Source organism: Acinetobacter sp. YH01008 (assembly GCF_013420435.1).
Classification (GTDB): Bacteria; Pseudomonadota; Gammaproteobacteria; order Pseudomonadales; family Moraxellaceae; genus Acinetobacter; species Acinetobacter pseudolwoffii.
The window spans coordinates 209,701-226,857 of record NZ_VOYD01000001.1 but is presented as its reverse complement, the minus strand read 5'-3'; the positions used below and the strand labels follow the sequence as shown (position 1 = coordinate 226,857).

The window sequence follows — 17,157 nt, the reverse complement described above, 5'->3', positions numbered from 1 at the left end:
ATTCCTTGCTTTGACGCGAGCTAAATAAAAAAATTAATAGGCTTTGTTTTCGGTGCGCAGCACTTCAATCAGATTGGCAAAATCTTCCGGCCACGGCGCTTCAAAGGTCATTTCTTCTTTGCTACGCGGATGGGTCAGACCGAGTTTTGCTGCATGCAAGGCCTGACGTTTAAAGCCACGTAAAGTATCATCTAATAATTGTGATGCACCTGCCGGCATACGTACACGCGGCATATACACCTGATCACCAATCAGGCCAAAGCCGATATAGCTAAAATGCACACGAATCTGGTGGGTACGTCCGGTTTCAAGACGGGCTTGAACACGGGTGAAATGCTGGAAGCGCTCTTTGACGTTATAATGCGTTACTGCATCTTTACCGCCCGGAAGCACAGTCATTTTCACGCGATCCACCGGATGGCGTTTGATCGGTTCATCAATGGTACCGCCAGCAATAATATTGCCATATACCACCAGATCATACAGACGATACACTGATTTTTTCTCAAGCTGTTTGCTAAGAGAGAACTGTGATTCCAGATTTTTCGCGACGACCAACAGACCACTGGTGTCTTTATCAATACGGTGTACCAGACCGGCACGTGCCAGTTCAGCCGATTTTGGATAATGATGTAACAAAGCATTCACCAAAGTACCCGATGTATTGCCTGCGCCCGGATGCACAACCATGCCGACAGCTTTGTTAATGACGATAATGTCATCATCTTCATAGATGATGTCCAGTGGAATATCTTCCGGCAGGCTGCGCGTTTGCGCTTCAAGCTCGACATTTAAGGTCAGGATTTCAAAACCATCACTTTTAAATTTCGGCTTGACCGGCTGACCATTCACCAATAAATTGCCATCTTTGATCCATTGCTTTAATTTTTCTCGGGAAAAATCGCTCCAGACCATCGCGGCAATCTGGTCGATCCGTTGCCCGATATAAGTTTCATCCAGTTGAAATTGCAACGATAAACGTGTTGCAGTTGCTTCTGAAGTATGGTTATCTGCATCCTCAGAATCTTCAAGTAAATTGAAATCAGTATCAGGGATATTAGAATTGGAAGATTGTGCTTGACTCATTTGCTCATTCAGACAAAAGTGGTTTAATAGTGCAATTGTAGCTCATTGCCCGTATTAACAGAGGAATTTTTATGTCGCTACCACATTATAAAATGACAATGCTTGCCCTCACGATTGGCATTGCATCGGCAATGGTAGGCTGTAGCAGTAATCCCAAAAAAGAAGTCGTGGATAAAGGTCCTGAATCTAGCGAGCAAGTTTATATTCAAAAAGCACAGAAAGCGCTAGATCGTAATCAATATACCGATGCCGCAAAACAGCTAGAAGCACTGGAAACCTATTTCCCGACCAGTCAGTATGCTCCGCAAGCGCAACTTGAACTGTTATATGTAAAATTTCAGCAAAAAGATTATGAAGGTGCAGTGGCACTGGCAGAGCGTTTTATCCGTCTGAATCCACAACATCCAAATGTCGACTATGCTTACTATGTACGCGGCGTATCCAATATGGAGCAGAACTATAATGGTCTGCTGCGTTATACCTCGCTGAAACAGTCGCATCGTGATGTCAGCTATCTGAAAGTGGCTTATCAGAATTTTGTCGATTTCATTCGCCGCTATCCGTCTAGCACCTATGCGGTCGATGCAGCGCAGCGCATGAAATTTATCGGTCAGGAACTGGCTGAGCATGAAATGAATGCGGCACGCTTTAATTTAAAACGTAAAGCCTATCTGGCTGCGGTTGAACGTGCACAATGGGTGGTGGAACATTATCCACAAACCCCTCAGATTCCAGAAGCACTGGCAACGATTGCCTATGGCTATGATCAACTGGGTGATAAAGCAACCTCTCAGCAATATGTTGATGTGTTAAAGCTGAATTATCCAAATCTGGTGAAATCTGATGGTACGGTCAACTTGCGTGCAGCACGTAGCGAAAGCAGTTTCTTTAACCGTGCCACACTGGGTATTTTTGGTAAAGAAGCCAAGACGGTGACTGACAACAATGCAGAGTCGGATGCGCCAGAAACTGAAAAGCGCAGCCTGACCAATCGTGTATCTTTTGGTTTGCTTGATCGTCCTAAAAATACCGAAGCAGAGCAACCTGAACCGACTGCCGAATAAGCCGACTGTCGCAGGTGCATTTTCTTTAAGGGCAAGGTATCATACTTGCCCTTTTGCTTTGTCCCGGCCAGGCTTGAACAAATCGTGCAAAAGGTATACAAAGGAAGTTAGAAAGAATTGACCTGAATCAGTTGAATCCTATTGATTCAATCACTTAAACCTTAGATACGCAGCACGAGAAGCTCAGCAGATTATGGCAATTCCTCAACATACGATTGATCAGATTCTCGATCGCACCGATATTGTCGATGTGATTGGTCAATTCGTGAAACTGAAAAAAACTGGCCGTACCTATTCGGGCTGCTGTCCTTTCCATCAGGAAAAATCACCCTCTTTTCACGTCTATCGTGACAAACAATATTTTCACTGTTTTGGCTGTCAGGCCAATGGCAACGCCATCCGTTTTTTAATGGACATTGGTAGCCGTAATTTCGTCGAAGTGATGAAAGACCTGTCCAGTCAGACCGGCATTGAACTGCCAAAAGACAATACTGATTCCAATAAATTAAAATACAAACGGGAATCAGCCAAACCGAAAATAGTCGCTGCGACCAAAGTTGAGAATACGCAAGCTCCGCAACGCCCAGCACAAGAACATTCTGTGTCGGATGCTTCTTTTGATCCATTTGCAGAGTTTCAGGCCTCCGAACAGGATTTCTACGGCGACCCTTTTGCTGCTTTTGAACACATGCCGATGGCCAAAGTTCAGCAAGACGGCAACTTATACGACCTGCTGGAAAATATTGCGCAGTTCTATGAACGCCAGTTACCCAACAGTTCCAGTGCACAGCAATATTTCAAGCAACGTGGCCTGACTGCAGAAACCATTGCCTATTGGCGCTTAGGTTATGCACCTGAAGACTGGCAACATCTGGAAAAAGCCTTTCCTCAGGATATTGAAGGCCTGAAACTACTGGGGCTGATTCGTACCAGCGACAGTGGCCGTGATTTCGACCTGCTGCGAGAGCGAGTAATTTTCCCGATCCGTGATACCAAGGGTCGTGTGGTCGGCTTTGGTGGCCGTGCGCTCAATGACGAGATCAAGCCCAAATATATCAATTCGCCAGACTCTGAAGTTTTCCATAAGAACCAGTTGCTTTATGGGCTGTATGAAGGCAGAAAGCAGAAAGCCCAGGAATGGCTGATGGTCGAAGGCTATATGGATGTGATTGCATTGCAGCAATACGGCATTCATGGCGCAGTCGCGACACTGGGAACTGCCAGTAATACCGACCATCTGAACATTCTGTTTAAGCAGAACAACCGGATTACCATTGCCTTTGATGGCGATGCTGCCGGTCAAAAAGCCGCACGCCGAACGCTGGACATTGCCCTGCCATTACTCAGTGATGGCCGTGAGCTGAAATTCTTTGTTTTGCCTGCTGACCATGACCCGGACTCCTTGATCCGCCGTGAAGGCATCGAAAACTTTAGACGCTTGCTGGATCAGGCGCCGCTGATGTCGGACTTCGTGTTTGCCCATCTGACTCAAAATCAGGACATCACCACCCCTGAAGGTAAAAGTCAGGTCATGGGTGAACTGAAAAACCTGACCGAATTATTGCCTAAACATGGCTCATTCCGCTATTTGCTGCAGCAATTTTTCCGCGAAAAACTGGGCTTTAACCGTAAATGGCAACCCAAGGTTAATACCGATGCATCCTTAAGTTTTAGCACCAAAATTGATGCTGAAGAATATGTGATTGCAATTTTGATGAATCATCCCTATTTGTATATTCATTTTGAACCACTGCGTGCGCTGGTATCTGAAGATCAGCTGCTGTTTAAAATCCTAAATATTCTGAATGTGATTTTTGATGACCTGCCGGATGATCCTGAACTCTCGATCTATTATGTTTTAGGTGCCTGTGCAGTACATCATCATGAATTACAGCATATTCTACAACATGCCAATGTGAGCGATTATACCTCTTCGCCTGAACAGGCCGACAAACTGGCGGCAGACTTCTCGACCAAGCTGCAATATCAATGTCTGAAAAACAAGATAAAATCGAAAAAATTTAGCAGCATTGCAGAAATGAAGAATCTGAAAATGCAGATTTACGAAATTGATAAAAAACGCTCCATGACCTTATTGGACGATTAACAGTTTTAAATCGCTTCAAATAAAAATAAGGCGTTTATCTCTAAACGCCGTTCTTCAAAATAGCTATTGTTAAAAAGCTCGCTAATGTTTGGTCTTGCGGCGTGTATCAACTACCTCTTGCAAGGTATCGCGCATCATTTCAAAACAGCTTGGATCTTCCGCCTTGGCCGCCTCACGCAGCACAATAGAAGTCGGATGTAAGAGTTTCTGTGTCAGGCGGTGCGAAAACTCAGCCATAACCATTTCTGCTTTTTCACCCTTGGCAATACGTTGCAGCGCCAATGCCAGTTCTTCCTGCCGCAACTCTTCACCATGGTCACGATAAGCATGAATGGTGGCCCCGGCCTGCTTGACCTTTTGCTGGGTCATCAGTTCTGTTGCGAGCTGATTCACCATAACTTCGGCTTCAACCGCAGCCTGACGACGATGCGCCAGATTTTCCTCAATCACGCTTTGCAGATCATCGACGCCATACAGATATACCCCATCAAGTTTTTCAACTTTAGGATCGATATCACGTGGCACGGCCAGATCGACTAACAACATTTGCTGATAACGGCGTTTTTTCAGTGCCGCTTTGATATCTGCAAAATGAATCACCTGATGCAGACTGCCGGTACAACTGGAAATCACATCGGCGCGATGCAGATTGTCTGCCAGCTGGTCAAAGTCAATAATTTCTACTTCTACCCGATGCGCAATTTCCTGCGCCAGAATGTCTGCACGTTCTCGGGTACGGTTACAGATAATAATCTTGCCCACACCCATTTCTGCGAGATGCTTGGCGACCAGACTGTTCATCTCCCCGGCTGCTACCACCATAATGGTGAGCTTGTCTGGATGACTAAATACCTGTAGGGCCAACTGTGCAACCGCATAGCCCATCGATACCGCATGACTGCCGACAGCAGTCTCGGAACGAACCCGTTTGGCCGCATAAAAGGCATATTCAAAAATTCGGTTTAAACTGCGTGACACCGTCTGGGAGTCTTTGGCAAGAGAAAGTGCATTTTTGACTTGTCCCAGAATCTGCGGTTCACCCAGCATCAGTGAATCCAGACCACTGGCGACACGCATCAAGTGCGTCACGGCTTGGGCATTTTCATAACGATAGACATGATTTTGCAGTTGTTTGACATCCACCCCATTTTTTTGGGCGAGCCAGTTCAGCACCATGTCGACATTGTCAGACATCGCGTAAACTTCGGTTCGGTTACATGTAGACACCACCACCATGTCGTTTAATTCAGGGTGTTGGCTTTGCTCGGCAAGAATGGCACTTAACTTTTCAGGGTTAAACGCAACTTGTTCCCGCAGTTCTACAGAGGCAGTTTGATGGTTGACACCCAATGCAAAGAAAGACATATCAGGTCATCATTTCAATAAATTTATGCTATTGTGCAATATCGGTGTCATAAAAAGCATTACTTGGATCAAGAAAAATTGCGTCAAACAATCAGCCGTATCAACGGCCCTACAATTAAGCAATATTCTACCACATTCCTACTGGTGGGTAGCATGGCTTCAACTGCTCATCTTTATGCAGCGGAAGCAGTTTACCATGCAAATCAAAATTATGATGCCATAAAACAAAGTATGATGGCCGAGTTTGCCATTGCCGCACATGACATTCCGACTGCTTTGCACAACTATACAGTTCTGGCAATCAAGAGCAACTCCACCACGGTCAAGCAGCGTGCACTGAATGTTGCATTGGAACATGATGATTTACAGGCAGCCCTCGATATCTCGACCCACTGGGTGGTACAGGAGCCGCAGGATGTCCCCGCCTTATTTTATTTATCCCATATTGCCCTGAAAGCGCATGAGTATGAGCTGGCGGCAGAGACCTTAGAGAAAATCCTGCAAATTGATGACAGTGCCGATCTGGAAGAAATTCTCGCTGGGATTTCACCTGAAGGCACAGAAGACCGCAGCTATCTGATTCAGGCTTTAAGCACCACCAAAGCCAGAGACAATCCGTCTATTCTGGTGCTGGTGGCCGGTCTGGAAGCACAAAATGGTCAGCTGGAACAGGCTTTAAATACCATTAACCGTGCTCTAAAAAAACGTCCGAATGCGACTGGTTATATCCTGATGAAAGCCAATCTGCTGAATGCTCTTGGCGATCCAGAAGAAACCCTGCAATGGTATGAAAAATCCAGCCGTAAACACCGCAATAATCTGGATGTGCGTCTGGCCGAAGTCAAATATCTGGTCAAGCTGAACGAAGCGACTTTGGCGCTAAAAAAACTGCAAGACATTCTAAAAAAATGGCCAACGGCTGAAGAAGCCCTGTTCATTGCCGGACTGACCAGTATTGATCTGGAAGAATACGAGAAGGCCGAAAAACATCTGGTCGAACTGCGTTATTCTGCGCAGTATCAAAATGAAGCCTATTATTATCTGGCAGTGAATGCTGAACGCAAACAGCATTATGAAACCGCCAAAGCCTATTATCGTCTGGTCGATGGCAGTCTGTACACCGTCTCGCGTCGTAACATGATCTCGATTTTTGCCCAGCAGGATAAGCTGCATGATGCGCTGCGTTTCTTGACTCAGGAACGGGTGAATTATCCACAACATGCCAGCTTTTTATATCTGGCCCAGGCAGATATTTTAACGCGTATGCAGAATAAAAAAGCTGCGATCCGCCTGCTAGAAGAAGCCAGCAAAAACCTGCCGGATGATCCGGAACTGGTTTATGCACAAGTGCTATTGCTAGATCCACATCAGGATCGCAACAAGCTGGATAAATTGCTGGCAAATTTACTCAAGATTGAACCGAATAGTCCGACCTATCTGAATGCCTATGCCTATACCCTGGCAATGCAGAACCGGCGTCTGGAAGAAGCGCGCCGCTATGTCGAACAGGCACTGGAATATGCACCGGAACAGGCTTCCATTCTGGATACTTATGGTTATATCTGTTATTTACAGAATGACTTTGCCACGGCTGCAGATGTCTTATACAAAGCATATCAACTCAATCCAAGCGTGAAGATTGGGGTACGTTATGCGCGTTCGTTGTACATGAATGGTGATATACAACACTTCCATCAAGTGTTACAACAATTACAACAAAACCATCCAAATGACCCCGAATTAAAACAACTTAATTCGCTATTGTTAGCACCACAAAACCAAACGAGTTAATTCTTTTATGCGCAATTTAAGCCAATTGGGCTGCTGTGCCTTTGCAGCAACTGCTTTATTCTTAACTGGCTGTCAGCAGATGATCAATCCGCAAACGCCAGTGACACCTTCTGTACAGGCAGATAATCAATTCCAGCTGCAAGGTAAAATTGGTGTGCGCACACCGCAACAGACCGGCAGTGCATTCTTTACCTGGGTACAACAGCAAGAAGAATTTGATATTGAGCTGAGTGGTATTTTAGGTGTGGGCAAAACCCAGATTTCCGGCACGCCCGGCCAAGTCACATTAAACAGTGCTAAAACAGGTGTGATTCAGGCGGCAAGTGCCGAAGAATTACTGCAACGCGCCACAGGCTGGCAAGCACCGATCAGCTATTTAGTGGACTGGGTACAGGCCCGCCCTGCGACAACGACTGCCAAATTGCAAAAAGATGATACACAGCGGATTAGCCAGATTATTGAACAGGGCTGGACGGTCGATCTCAATTACAATGCGCAGGCCAAAATGCCAAACCGCTTGATTTTAAAGCAGTCACTTGAAAATGGCGCGGAAAACCGTATTACAATGATCATTGAAAACCGTTAATTGACCTGATGTTAGCCCATGATGATTCGTGTTCCCTCGCCTGCTAAACTGAATTTGTTTTTACATATTACCGGTCGCCGTGAAAATGGCTATCACGAGCTGCAAAGCATTTTTCAGCTGATTGATCTGTATGACTGGCTGGAGTTTGAACAAACAGATAATCAACACATCCAGATTGAAGGGCTGGCCTCCGTCGATCTGGAACAAAATTTAATCTATCGTGCGGTACAACTGTTGAAGCCCTATGCTCAAACACTGACCGGGCTAAAGATTCGTCTGGAGAAAAATATCCCGATGGGTGCTGGACTCGGGGGCGGTTCGTCGAATGCAGCCACCACCCTGATTGTGCTGAACCAGCTCTGGCAGTGCGGTTTAAATATCGAGCAACTGGCAGATCTCGGAGTCAAGCTGGGTGCAGATGTACCGATATTTGTACATGGTCGAAATGCCTGGGCTGAAGGCATTGGCGAACACTTAACATTCATAGACTTAGATCAAAAACAATTCATTGTGTTAAAACCTGACTGTTTTATCAGCACTCAACTGCTTTTTTCGCAAAAAGCATTGACAAGAGACACGAAGAGCACTAAATTTTGCGCCTATCAGCAAACGCCATCTGATTTTGGAAATAACTTTGAGCCACTGGCTCGATCCTTATATCCTGAAGTCGATGAAGCGATGCAATATCTCGACCAGTTCGGTATTGCAAAACTTACAGGTACAGGTGCTTGTGTGTTTATTGAAGTCACTGAAAATCTGAATATCGAAGATATTCTTGCAAATGCACCATGTAAAGCTTACCTGGTCAACAGTTTACAAGAATCACCTTTAGTTCAGTTTAAAGTGTAGATAGGGGTATCGCCAAGTGGTAAGGCACCGGGTTTTGATCTCGGCATCCGTTGGTTCGAATCCAGCTACCCCTGCCATTTTCACCTGTAGATGTACTGTATTAGGGGTATCGCCAAGTGGTAAGGCACCGGGTTTTGATCTCGGCATCCGTTGGTTCGAATCCAGCTACCCCTGCCATCTTACAGTTCATCAAATTTAGGGGTATCGCCAAGTGGTAAGGCACCGGGTTTTGATCTCGGCATCCGTTGGTTCGAATCCAGCTACCCCTGCCATTTTCTCGAAAAAAGACAGAACACTCATTTGCTGTAAGACTGTTAATTTACCTTGACACTTTACCGTAAAAATATTAAAGTTCTGCCGCATTAGGGGTATCGCCAAGTGGTAAGGCACCGGGTTTTGATCTCGGCATCCGTTGGTTCGAATCCAGCTACCCCTGCCATCTATTCCCATATATCCCAACCGCCAAGGGTGCTTCATGCCCAATCTTGTCGTTTTTAGTGGATCTGCGCATCCACAATTCGCTCAAAAAGTCGTAAGTCACTTACATATTCCTCTAGGCGCTGCCTCTGTAGGTCAGTTCTCTGATGGTGAAATCGCTGTCGAGATTACTGAAAACGTTCGTGGTAAAGACGTATTCGTCGTGCAACCTACTTGTGCTCCTACTAACGATAACCTGATGGAAATCTTAGTCATGGCTGACGCTTTGCGTCGTGCAAGTGCAGGTCGTATTACTGCCGTGATTCCTTACTTTGGTTATGCTCGTCAAGACCGTCGTCCACGTTCAAGCCGTGTGCCAATTACTGCTAAAGTCGTTGCAGACATGCTGACGACTGTAGGTATTGACCGCGTTGTGATGATTGATCTTCATGCTGACCAGATCCAAGGTTTCTTCGATATCCCTGTAGACAACATCTACGGTACACCAGCGCTACTTGCTGACTTACGTCAGCAGTCACATCACAACCTGATGGTGGTTTCACCTGACGTCGGTGGTGTGGTTCGTGCACGTGCTGTTGCGAAACAAATGGGTGATATCGATCTTGCAATCATCGATAAGCGTCGTCAAAAAGCGAATGAATCACAAGTGATGCATTTGATTGGCGATGTGAAAGATCGTGATTGTGTCATCGTCGATGACATGGTAGATACTGCAGGCACTTTATGCAAAGCAGCTGATGCATTGAAAACTTTCGGTGCTCGCAAGGTTGTTGCTTATGCAACGCATCCAGTACTTTCTGGTAAAGCATTAGAAAACTTAAGACATTCTGTGATTGATGAGTTGGTGGTTTGTGACACCATCCCACTTTCAGATGAAGCTTTAGCACTGGGCAAGATTCGCCAGGTTTCCGTAGCCAGCATGGTTGCTGAAACGATTCGTCGCATTAACAACGAAGAATCTATTAGCGCAATGTTCGATTCTTATCTATAATAGAGCGCTGAATTTTCAAAGCCCTGCCATTTGGTAGGGCTTTTACTCACCAGACTGGTCGCAAGTCTGGTTCATTTAACTTAAATAGGATGTCTATCATGGCAAACTTCGTATTAAACGCAGCAGCACGTGAAGAAGCAGTTCAAGGGAAAGGTGCGAGCCGCCGCCTTCGTCTTCAAGCTAAAGTTCCTGCAATCATCTACGGTGGTGAAGCTGCTCCTGTAGCAATTACTGTTGAGCTTCGTCAGCTTGTTAAATTCTTAGAAAACAATTCATTCTTTGAAGAAGTTATCGAAATTGATGTAGACGGTAAAGTTGAAAGCGTGAAAATCCAAGCGTTACAACGTCACCCAGCTAAAAACACACCAATGCACGCTGACTTCAAACGCGCATAAGTGTTAATGGTGTAATTAGTGTCAAATATTTCACTGATTGTTGGTTTGGGTAACCCAGGTTCTGAGTATGCCCAAACCCGCCATAATGCAGGCTTCTGGTTCGTAGAACGCCTTGCAGAGCAATATGGCATTACCCTCAAGAAAGACCCGAAATTCAATGGATTTAGTGGTCGTGGCAATATCGAAGGTCAAGACGTTCGTCTTCTTCTACCTACAACCTTTATGAACCTTTCCGGTAAAAGTGTTGTTCCTTTCGCCAAATTCTACAATATCGCACCTGAATCGATCCTGATTGCCCATGATGAACTGGATATGAATCCTGGTGTCATTCGCCTGAAAACGGGTGGTGGTCACGGTGGTCATAATGGTCTACGCGATATCGTGCCGCATATTGGTTCAAACTTCCATCGCCTGCGTATTGGAATCGGCCATCCTGGTGCCAAAGACCGTGTTTCTGGTCATGTGCTCAGTAAAGCGCCCAGCAGCGAACAAAAGTTAATGGATGATGCAATTTCACATGCGCTCGCACGTACCAAAATGCTGGTGAATGCAGAAGTACAGCAAGCCATGAATCAAATTAATGCCTATAAGCCTAACTGATCATTCAAAAATCGCTGGACAATTCCGCTTGTCAGAAAGATCATTTAAGCGCAAAATGCGCAAGCCTACCCACTTATCCAGTGTCGTAGAAATTGATTCAACCATATGATGATCAAAGTCTTAGTTCAACTCAGGGGACGCTAGCCATGCTATCTCGTTTATTAAAATGCAAAATTCACCGCGCTCACGTTACACATGCAGAATTACACTATGAAGGTTCATGTGCAATTGATGGCGTTTTGATGGATTTAGCTGGCATTCGCGAATACGAAGAAATTCATGTGTGGAACGTGACCAATGGTAAACGTTTTGCAACTTATGCCATTCGTGGCGAAGATAATTCAGGCATCATTTCAGTCAATGGTGGCGCTGCACATCAAGCCGATGTAGGCGATATCATCATTATTGCAACTTTTGGTGATTTCACTGAAGCTGAAGCAAATGCACATCAGCCACGCTTGGTCTATGCAAATCCAAACAATACCGTCAGCCATACTGCCAACTGTATTCCGGTACAAGTCGCTTAAGTCGATGCGACCAGATTCCCAAAGCTCGCACCTCGCGGGCTTTTTTATGGCCAGAATGACTAAATATAATTAACTGCCCTGCCGCCAGCTTTTAGAACTTTCACAATTTAGGGGCTTTAAATGGGAGTCAACAAGATTAACCAGTAAAGCCTTTCCATTTTCCTTAAGCTTAAGTTCGGCAAATTTGGCACTGCGATAACACGGCTCCAGGCCTTCGGCGAATAAAAAACTATTGGCCGCCGGATATAAAGCTTCAAAACTATTGCGTGGATTCTTTAACAGCAGTTTTGCGGAAGATGCCGGATGAACTTGTAACAGACGCGGATCAAAACTGCTTCGTATCACTCGTCGTTGTGCATCCAAGCGTACATAGCTCACGATCTGAGACCGATCTTTAAAATCCTGAATAGTGATATCTGAACCTGTTTGATTCAGGGCAGTTTCATCAGCATCCAGACCAGCAAAATGCAACTGATAGTTCAGCGCCATATAATCGCCCTGCAAAATCGAACGCGGATCGACGGGCGCCAACTTAACAAAAATACTCTGACTATTTCTTAAATGCCATTCATGCTGGATAATTAAGCCCACAAATAAGGCAATACTAAAAATACTCAGGTGTAGCACCCAGAACTTTTTCATGAGGCTACTCCTGTTTTCGACTGAAATTTCGGTGAGCTCAACACATAAGCCAGAAGCAAAACCAGCAGACCTGAAGCAAAGATACTGACACTCTTAAATAAAAAGCTGAGTCCCAGATTGTAATACAGCAACCATAACCAGAAGATCAGTAACAGAACCAATAAGGCCTGCATCAATCGCTGTTGATTGACCATCGCCCAGGCCATAAGTACCAGAATGATGAAAATTTCAAAATAGCCCAGTGCAATCAGTAAAATGCCTACGGCAGGAATCAGCCAGAGTGGTGTCAGCGAAAATTGCTTCAGATGTATTCCGATAAAACTCAGCAGCCATACTGCGGGTAAAATATAGAAAACAATTGCTTCATCTATACCGCGCGGATGCAGTTGCTGCGCTACGCCAAATTGCAACAGACATTGAAAAATAGCCGTTGCTGCCAAAATACTGATCATCCACAGATTCACACTTTTGGCATAAGCTGAAGCAAGCCAGTGTCTTGCAGTGAGTAAAGCCACGGTCAGCACACTGTAATTCAACAGCATGATCCATGTGATCAGGCGATGGTCATGAGAAAATGGGTGCTGCTCGATTAAAACTGCAATTCCCAACGCATGAGCCAGTAATAACTGTAATAGCAGCACCAGCCAATGCATGCGATTCATGATACTTAGCAACGTAATACCGATTTGTATCAGCCAGATCAGCAATAAACTATCTGTCAACAATTCGGTATGAATCAGGACAGCAGCCTGACCGCAAACCCACAAACAATAAGCCAGTTGCCGCAGAAAAACTGAAGGCTTGCTATGAATCAGCCACCAGGCAATCCCGATAAAGATTAGCCCCATCAGGATGGATAAACTTTCCCAATAGGTCAGCAACAGCATGGCCAGTATCACACCAGCAATCCATGCGCCCAGCGCCAGTGGAATGACCGAAAACCGGCTCTGGGGTAACAGCTTTATCAGCAGCGCACTAATCGCCGCAAACCAGCCAAAGATGAGCAAAGCCAGCACCAATAAGCCTGCAGCTGAATTTTGCAAATATTGGTCTGTGAGATCAAAAATCAGAATGCTAAAACTCAGTGCCAGCCCTGCAACCAGCAAACTGGTTTCCAGCTGTTGCTGCCGAGTATAGAAATAAGCACTAAATAACAGTGCTAAGACCAGTACCGAAGCCAAATACCAGATCGAATTCGAGTCGATAAATCGAAACATGCTGAATACCGAAATGAGTACCACCACGGCAATCAACAGATAGCGTAAAACCGGATAATAGCGTAATGCATAGATCAGACTCAGTCCGGTCAACAGATTAAGACTGAGCAGATAGGCAGTTTCAGCACGCACCAACCAAAAGCTTTGTTTAAAATAAAAATAAAGCGCCAGCTGGCTGACCACGCAAAATAATGCAAACACACCAATATTCGGTCGATACAGCCAAGGCAAAAGTAACAATGCCCAAAGCAAAAATAGTTGATAACTGTCCGCGCCAGTCTGATAGATCTGCCCAATCACTGCCAGACTTAAGCCCAGCATTAAACCCGATACAGTATCCAGACTTTGTCTTAACTTTTCTCGCGCAGCAAAATGCACACTCAGCAATGCCGAACCCAGCAATAAAACTTGCGGCATAAACAACTGGACAAATTTCGGCAGCATCCACCAGTTTGCTGCCAGCAGATACACGATACTGACAGCGATCAGCGCGAGTCCAATGATTTGAAGAATCTGAATAACAGCAGGTTGAATAAATAACAGCGGTGAGAATGGATGATCGGGCTTGGTTACTGTTTTAGACATGCTGATCTGTTCAATTTTTATTTGATTTTACCTTAGCATGATTTTTAGCGCATATGCCAGGCAGGAACCTTACAACTGTGCAGTACTTTTTTAAATCAGGATCTGATAAATGCCGTAAAGAGCAATGATCAGCAGAATGAGACCACACAAGGCCAGCAAATGCGGATACAACCGAGAACGGGATAAACGGTTAAAACCCAAATACACCACCGACAGGGTCAGGAAATCCAGCACGATCCAGCTCAAGGTTAAGATTATGAGACTCAAATCGAGATCAGATGTAATACCAATAAACTGCGGGAAAAAAGCCGCAAAGAAAATAATATCTTTGGGATTGGAAATACCGACCAGAAAACCCTGCTGAAAGCCGCCACGTACCGGAGATAACTTCTTTTGAGTTGACTCTGCTTGCTGGAAAATCACCTCCCGAAATATTTGCAGCCCCAGATAACCAATATACAGACAACCCAGCAACTTGATGGCATCCAGCCACTGTTCATTAATGACCAGCAAGCCTTTCAGGCTTAATATCGATAAAGCAATCAATATCAATGAAGCGAAATTGGTGCCAAAAATAGTTCTTAAAGCCGCAGCATAACCGCCTTTTAGACCGGCACTGGCCACCAGCAACATCACCGGACCAGGCGTGGCGATCATTACCACAACAGCCAGACAATACAAGAGATACTCACTGATATTCATGCTTTTCCCTCAGCTGTTGTTATTTTTCTGCATAAAAAAAGAGGACTTATTCCTCTTCCTGCAGATGAATCAGATGCTGACTAATGCCATCCGCCCGCAGAAAAGCCAGATCATAACTGGCAGTGGCCAAAGTCAGAATCCGGCGCTCAAACTCATCCCAGAGTGGACGTACCTGCTTATAATGAATCCCCAAACCACTATCATCGGTAAAATGCCGATTTTTTTCACAGAGCTTTAAAGCATGATACAGCTTACGTCCTTTGGAGGCATCGTCACGTAAACGTACCCGTTTTGACAGCACAAAGGCTTGAACCTTGACGATATCTGCATGTGGCAACAACGGCACTAAAATCTGATCCAGCTGTGCATCCAGACGCCGCCATACGGCATGATGTTGATCAGCGCCATAAGTGTTCCAGTGAATCACCTCATGATTGAAACGGCGGCAACCACGACATACCGCATCACCAAATACGGTCGAGCAACGCCCAGCACACGGGGTTAAAGACGCAATACGACGATCTGAACTCAAAACACACTCCAAAGATACTACAACTTCCAGTACCTGCATCACTGCATAAAACTTTACAAAATTCCGGGTCGGGCATGACTATACACGCTCTCCCCCATGAATTGAAGCCTGTTAAAAGGCAAGTGTTTTACTCGCTTATTCACTCGAATCACGCTAAAATATGCGCCTTTAAATTATCATGCTACGTTGGAGTATTCCATGAACGCTACTGTAGAACAGCTTGCACCTGTAGAACAGCAAGCGACCTCAGGTTGGGTTGTTGCCGCACTTTATCAATTCAAAGAAGTTCAAGATCCTGCCGATCTTCAACAACGTCTTTTAGACTTGGTAAAAACAATCAACCTTTGTGGAACACTCATTGTAGCGGGTGAAGGGATTAACGGTACGGTTGCAGGTGACCGTGCATCGATTGATCAAATTCACCAGTTCCTTCTCAATGAAGGCTTTGTTGAGATGGAATATAAAGAGTCAGACAGCTCTGACAAGCCATTTCGTAAAATGAAAATTAAATTAAAAAAAGAAATCGTGACTTTAGGGGTAGAAGTGAAACCACGTGATCTGGTCGGTCACTATCTTGATCCTCAGGAATGGAATGAACTGATTGCGCGTGATGACGTGATTCTGGTTGATACCCGTAACGATTACGAATACAAAGCAGGAACGTTCAAAGGCGCGATTGACCCGAAAACTGAAAGCTTCCGTGAATTCCCTGAATATGTGAAAAATAATCTGGAACAGCACAAAGACAAGAAAATTGCCATGTTCTGTACCGGTGGTATTCGCTGTGAAAAATCAACCTCTCTGCTTCTGCAAGAAGGTTTTACAGAGGTGTATCACCTGAAAGGTGGTATTTTAAAATACCTGGAAGAAACTCCGGCTGAAGAAAGTATGTGGGAAGGCGAATGCTTCGTATTTGATGGCCGTACAGCAGTAACACACGGTGTCGAAGAAGGTCAAAACACCAAATGCCATGCCTGTGGCTGGCCTTTGCTTCCTGAAGAAGTGGCGCTGCCAAGTTATGAACATGGTGTCTCTTGCGTGTACTGCATTGACAAGACCACAGAGAAACAAAAAGACGGTTTCCGTATGCGTCAGTCCCAAATTCTGGCAGCAAAACGTAAACGTCTCTAAGCCAGCCGCTTTGTAAGAAAATATATAAAAACCCTCTTCGGAGGGTTTTTTATTTACATAAAAATTACAACAGTAATAAAACTCTCACCAATTCATTACCAAGAACCTTATTTTTTTCCAAGCAAGATTGCTAGTCTATTGAAAAGTCTATCTTAAGCCAAGTCTTTCATTATTAACTTAAATTTTAAAATGAAAAGGAATATAACATGACCAGTTCACTTGCTCGAGATCCAGATAATCTGGTTCAGTTTCAACCCAAAGAGAATATAAAACAACAACGACTTCATCAGGTTAATGACGAGCTTGAGAGCCAGTCACATGTGTTTGTGGTCATCTTGGGAACTGTGATTGGCGCGATTTTAGCGCTGTTTATTGGTTATCATCTTAATACCAGTGTCATTCATTTTATCCTGCTGAGTGTTTTACCTGTCTGTTTGGCCTATGGCTTACGCAAAGTCTATATTTATACGCTGACACATAGCTGATTCTGCCTGCTCATTTATATTCCAAGACTTTACCGCATAAAAAATACTGCTTAGGATACAGGCA

General features: G+C 44.8%; 17 protein-coding genes and 4 tRNA genes. 15 read left to right on the top strand and 6 right to left on the bottom strand.

What is annotated here, in order from left to right:
* Positions 1-33: 33 nt before the first annotated feature.
* Complete coding sequence (gene rluD / locus FTT75_RS01130; RefSeq protein ID WP_100534869.1) at positions 34-1,086, bottom strand: 23S rRNA pseudouridine(1911/1915/1917) synthase RluD; 1,053 nt, start codon at positions 1,084-1,086, stop codon at positions 34-36.
* A gap of 71 nt (positions 1,087-1,157) precedes the next feature.
* On the opposite strand from rluD, the gene FTT75_RS01125 reads away from it, so the two are divergent.
* A complete protein-coding gene (locus FTT75_RS01125; protein WP_005097733.1) occupies positions 1,158-2,150 on the top strand; it encodes an outer membrane protein assembly factor BamD in 993 nt (330 codons plus the stop codon).
* 193 nt (positions 2,151-2,343) lie between these two features.
* On the top strand, positions 2,344-4,257 hold the full coding sequence (locus FTT75_RS01120) for a DNA primase (RefSeq protein WP_180185804.1): 1,914 nt from the start codon (positions 2,344-2,346) through the stop codon (positions 4,255-4,257).
* 81 nt (positions 4,258-4,338) lie between these two features.
* On the opposite strand, the gene hemA is transcribed toward FTT75_RS01120, so the two are convergent.
* Complete coding sequence (gene hemA / locus FTT75_RS01115; protein WP_005097735.1) at positions 4,339-5,622, bottom strand: glutamyl-tRNA reductase; 1,284 nt, start codon at positions 5,620-5,622, stop codon at positions 4,339-4,341.
* 78 nt (positions 5,623-5,700) lie between these two features.
* Between hemA and FTT75_RS01110 the strand changes: the two genes are divergently transcribed.
* The 11 genes from FTT75_RS01110 to panD all read left to right on the top strand — a co-directional run bounded on the left by FTT75_RS01110 (position 5,701) and on the right by panD (position 11,799).
* On the top strand, positions 5,701-7,413 hold the full coding sequence (locus FTT75_RS01110; RefSeq protein WP_005097736.1) for a tetratricopeptide repeat protein: 1,713 nt from the start codon (positions 5,701-5,703) through the stop codon (positions 7,411-7,413).
* Between the two features lie 7 nt (positions 7,414-7,420).
* Positions 7,421-7,999, top strand: coding sequence for a lipoprotein insertase outer membrane protein LolB (gene lolB, locus FTT75_RS01105; protein ID WP_005097737.1), 579 nt, complete (start codon positions 7,421-7,423; stop codon positions 7,997-7,999).
* Between the two features lie 21 nt (positions 8,000-8,020).
* The gene (ispE, locus tag FTT75_RS01100) at positions 8,021-8,848 is read left to right on the top strand and encodes a 4-(cytidine 5'-diphospho)-2-C-methyl-D-erythritol kinase (RefSeq protein WP_035337985.1); all 828 of its coding nucleotides are present in this window, start codon (positions 8,021-8,023) and stop codon (positions 8,846-8,848) included.
* A 2-nt stretch (positions 8,849-8,850) separates the two neighbouring features.
* Positions 8,851-8,925 (top strand) — tRNA-Gln (locus FTT75_RS01095).
* A gap of 25 nt (positions 8,926-8,950) precedes the next feature.
* A tRNA-Gln gene (locus FTT75_RS01090) sits at positions 8,951-9,025 on the top strand.
* A 20-nt stretch (positions 9,026-9,045) separates the two neighbouring features.
* Positions 9,046-9,120: transfer RNA gene (locus FTT75_RS01085), tRNA-Gln, on the top strand.
* A gap of 92 nt (positions 9,121-9,212) precedes the next feature.
* Positions 9,213-9,287 (top strand) — tRNA-Gln (locus tag FTT75_RS01080).
* 36 nt (positions 9,288-9,323) lie between these two features.
* Positions 9,324-10,277, top strand: a complete 954-nt coding sequence (locus FTT75_RS01075; protein WP_005097740.1) for a ribose-phosphate pyrophosphokinase — start codon at positions 9,324-9,326, stop codon at positions 10,275-10,277.
* Between the two features lie 98 nt (positions 10,278-10,375).
* Entirely contained in the window at positions 10,376-10,672 is a 297-nt protein-coding gene (rplY, locus tag FTT75_RS01070) for a 50S ribosomal protein L25 (protein ID WP_004645781.1), read from the top strand.
* An 18-nt stretch (positions 10,673-10,690) separates the two neighbouring features.
* Positions 10,691-11,272 (top strand): aminoacyl-tRNA hydrolase, encoded by a 582-nt coding sequence (gene pth / locus FTT75_RS01065; protein WP_180185803.1) that lies wholly within the window; start codon positions 10,691-10,693, stop codon positions 11,270-11,272.
* A 146-nt stretch (positions 11,273-11,418) separates the two neighbouring features.
* Positions 11,419-11,799 (top strand): aspartate 1-decarboxylase, encoded by a 381-nt coding sequence (gene panD, locus FTT75_RS01060; RefSeq protein ID WP_005097743.1) that lies wholly within the window; start codon positions 11,419-11,421, stop codon positions 11,797-11,799.
* 69 nt (positions 11,800-11,868) lie between these two features.
* Here panD and FTT75_RS01055 read toward each other — a convergent pair whose 3' ends face one another.
* The 4 genes from FTT75_RS01055 to FTT75_RS01040 all read right to left on the bottom strand — a co-directional run bounded on the left by FTT75_RS01055 (position 11,869) and on the right by FTT75_RS01040 (position 15,477).
* Positions 11,869-12,441 carry a GDYXXLXY domain-containing protein gene (locus tag FTT75_RS01055; RefSeq protein WP_100329103.1) on the bottom strand — a complete coding sequence of 191 codons (573 nt, stop codon included), beginning with the start codon at positions 12,439-12,441 and terminating at the stop codon, positions 11,869-11,871.
* Entirely contained in the window at positions 12,438-14,243 is a 1,806-nt protein-coding gene (locus FTT75_RS01050; protein ID WP_100329104.1) for a DUF2157 domain-containing protein, read from the bottom strand. The genes FTT75_RS01055 and FTT75_RS01050 overlap by 4 nt, the downstream gene beginning before the upstream one ends.
* A gap of 90 nt (positions 14,244-14,333) precedes the next feature.
* Positions 14,334-14,945, bottom strand: coding sequence for a LysE family translocator (locus tag FTT75_RS01045; RefSeq protein WP_005097747.1), 612 nt, complete (start codon positions 14,943-14,945; stop codon positions 14,334-14,336).
* Between the two features lie 46 nt (positions 14,946-14,991).
* Positions 14,992-15,477, bottom strand: coding sequence for a DUF1289 domain-containing protein (locus FTT75_RS01040; protein WP_218947749.1), 486 nt, complete (start codon positions 15,475-15,477; stop codon positions 14,992-14,994).
* A gap of 198 nt (positions 15,478-15,675) precedes the next feature.
* Here FTT75_RS01040 and FTT75_RS01035 point away from each other — a divergent pair, with 198 nt between their 5' ends.
* The gene (locus FTT75_RS01035) at positions 15,676-16,608 is read left to right on the top strand and encodes a rhodanese-related sulfurtransferase (protein ID WP_005097749.1); all 933 of its coding nucleotides are present in this window, start codon (positions 15,676-15,678) and stop codon (positions 16,606-16,608) included.
* Between the two features lie 206 nt (positions 16,609-16,814).
* A complete protein-coding gene (locus FTT75_RS01030) occupies positions 16,815-17,093 on the top strand; it encodes an FUSC family protein (RefSeq protein WP_180185802.1) in 279 nt (92 codons plus the stop codon).
* Positions 17,094-17,157: the final 64 nt, after the last annotated feature.

Coding starts and splice junctions, on each gene's coding strand:
- rluD (WP_100534869.1), bottom strand. CDS start 1,086: ATGAGTCAAGCACAATCTTCCAATTCTAATATCCCTGATACTGATTTC.
- FTT75_RS01125 (WP_005097733.1), top strand. CDS start 1,158: ATGTCGCTACCACATTATAAAATGACAATGCTTGCCCTCACGATTGGC.
- FTT75_RS01120 (WP_180185804.1), top strand. CDS start 2,344: ATGGCAATTCCTCAACATACGATTGATCAGATTCTCGATCGCACCGAT.
- hemA (WP_005097735.1), bottom strand. CDS start 5,622: ATGTCTTTCTTTGCATTGGGTGTCAACCATCAAACTGCCTCTGTAGAA.
- lolB (WP_005097737.1), top strand. CDS start 7,421: ATGCGCAATTTAAGCCAATTGGGCTGCTGTGCCTTTGCAGCAACTGCT.
- ispE (WP_035337985.1), top strand. CDS start 8,021: ATGATTCGTGTTCCCTCGCCTGCTAAACTGAATTTGTTTTTACATATT.
- FTT75_RS01075 (WP_005097740.1), top strand. CDS start 9,324: ATGCCCAATCTTGTCGTTTTTAGTGGATCTGCGCATCCACAATTCGCT.
- rplY (WP_004645781.1), top strand. CDS start 10,376: ATGGCAAACTTCGTATTAAACGCAGCAGCACGTGAAGAAGCAGTTCAA.
- panD (WP_005097743.1), top strand. CDS start 11,419: ATGCTATCTCGTTTATTAAAATGCAAAATTCACCGCGCTCACGTTACA.
- FTT75_RS01055 (WP_100329103.1), bottom strand. CDS start 12,441: ATGAAAAAGTTCTGGGTGCTACACCTGAGTATTTTTAGTATTGCCTTA.
- FTT75_RS01050 (WP_100329104.1), bottom strand. CDS start 14,243: ATGTCTAAAACAGTAACCAAGCCCGATCATCCATTCTCACCGCTGTTA.
- FTT75_RS01045 (WP_005097747.1), bottom strand. CDS start 14,945: ATGAATATCAGTGAGTATCTCTTGTATTGTCTGGCTGTTGTGGTAATG.
- FTT75_RS01035 (WP_005097749.1), top strand. CDS start 15,676: ATGAACGCTACTGTAGAACAGCTTGCACCTGTAGAACAGCAAGCGACC.
- FTT75_RS01030 (WP_180185802.1), top strand. CDS start 16,815: ATGACCAGTTCACTTGCTCGAGATCCAGATAATCTGGTTCAGTTTCAA.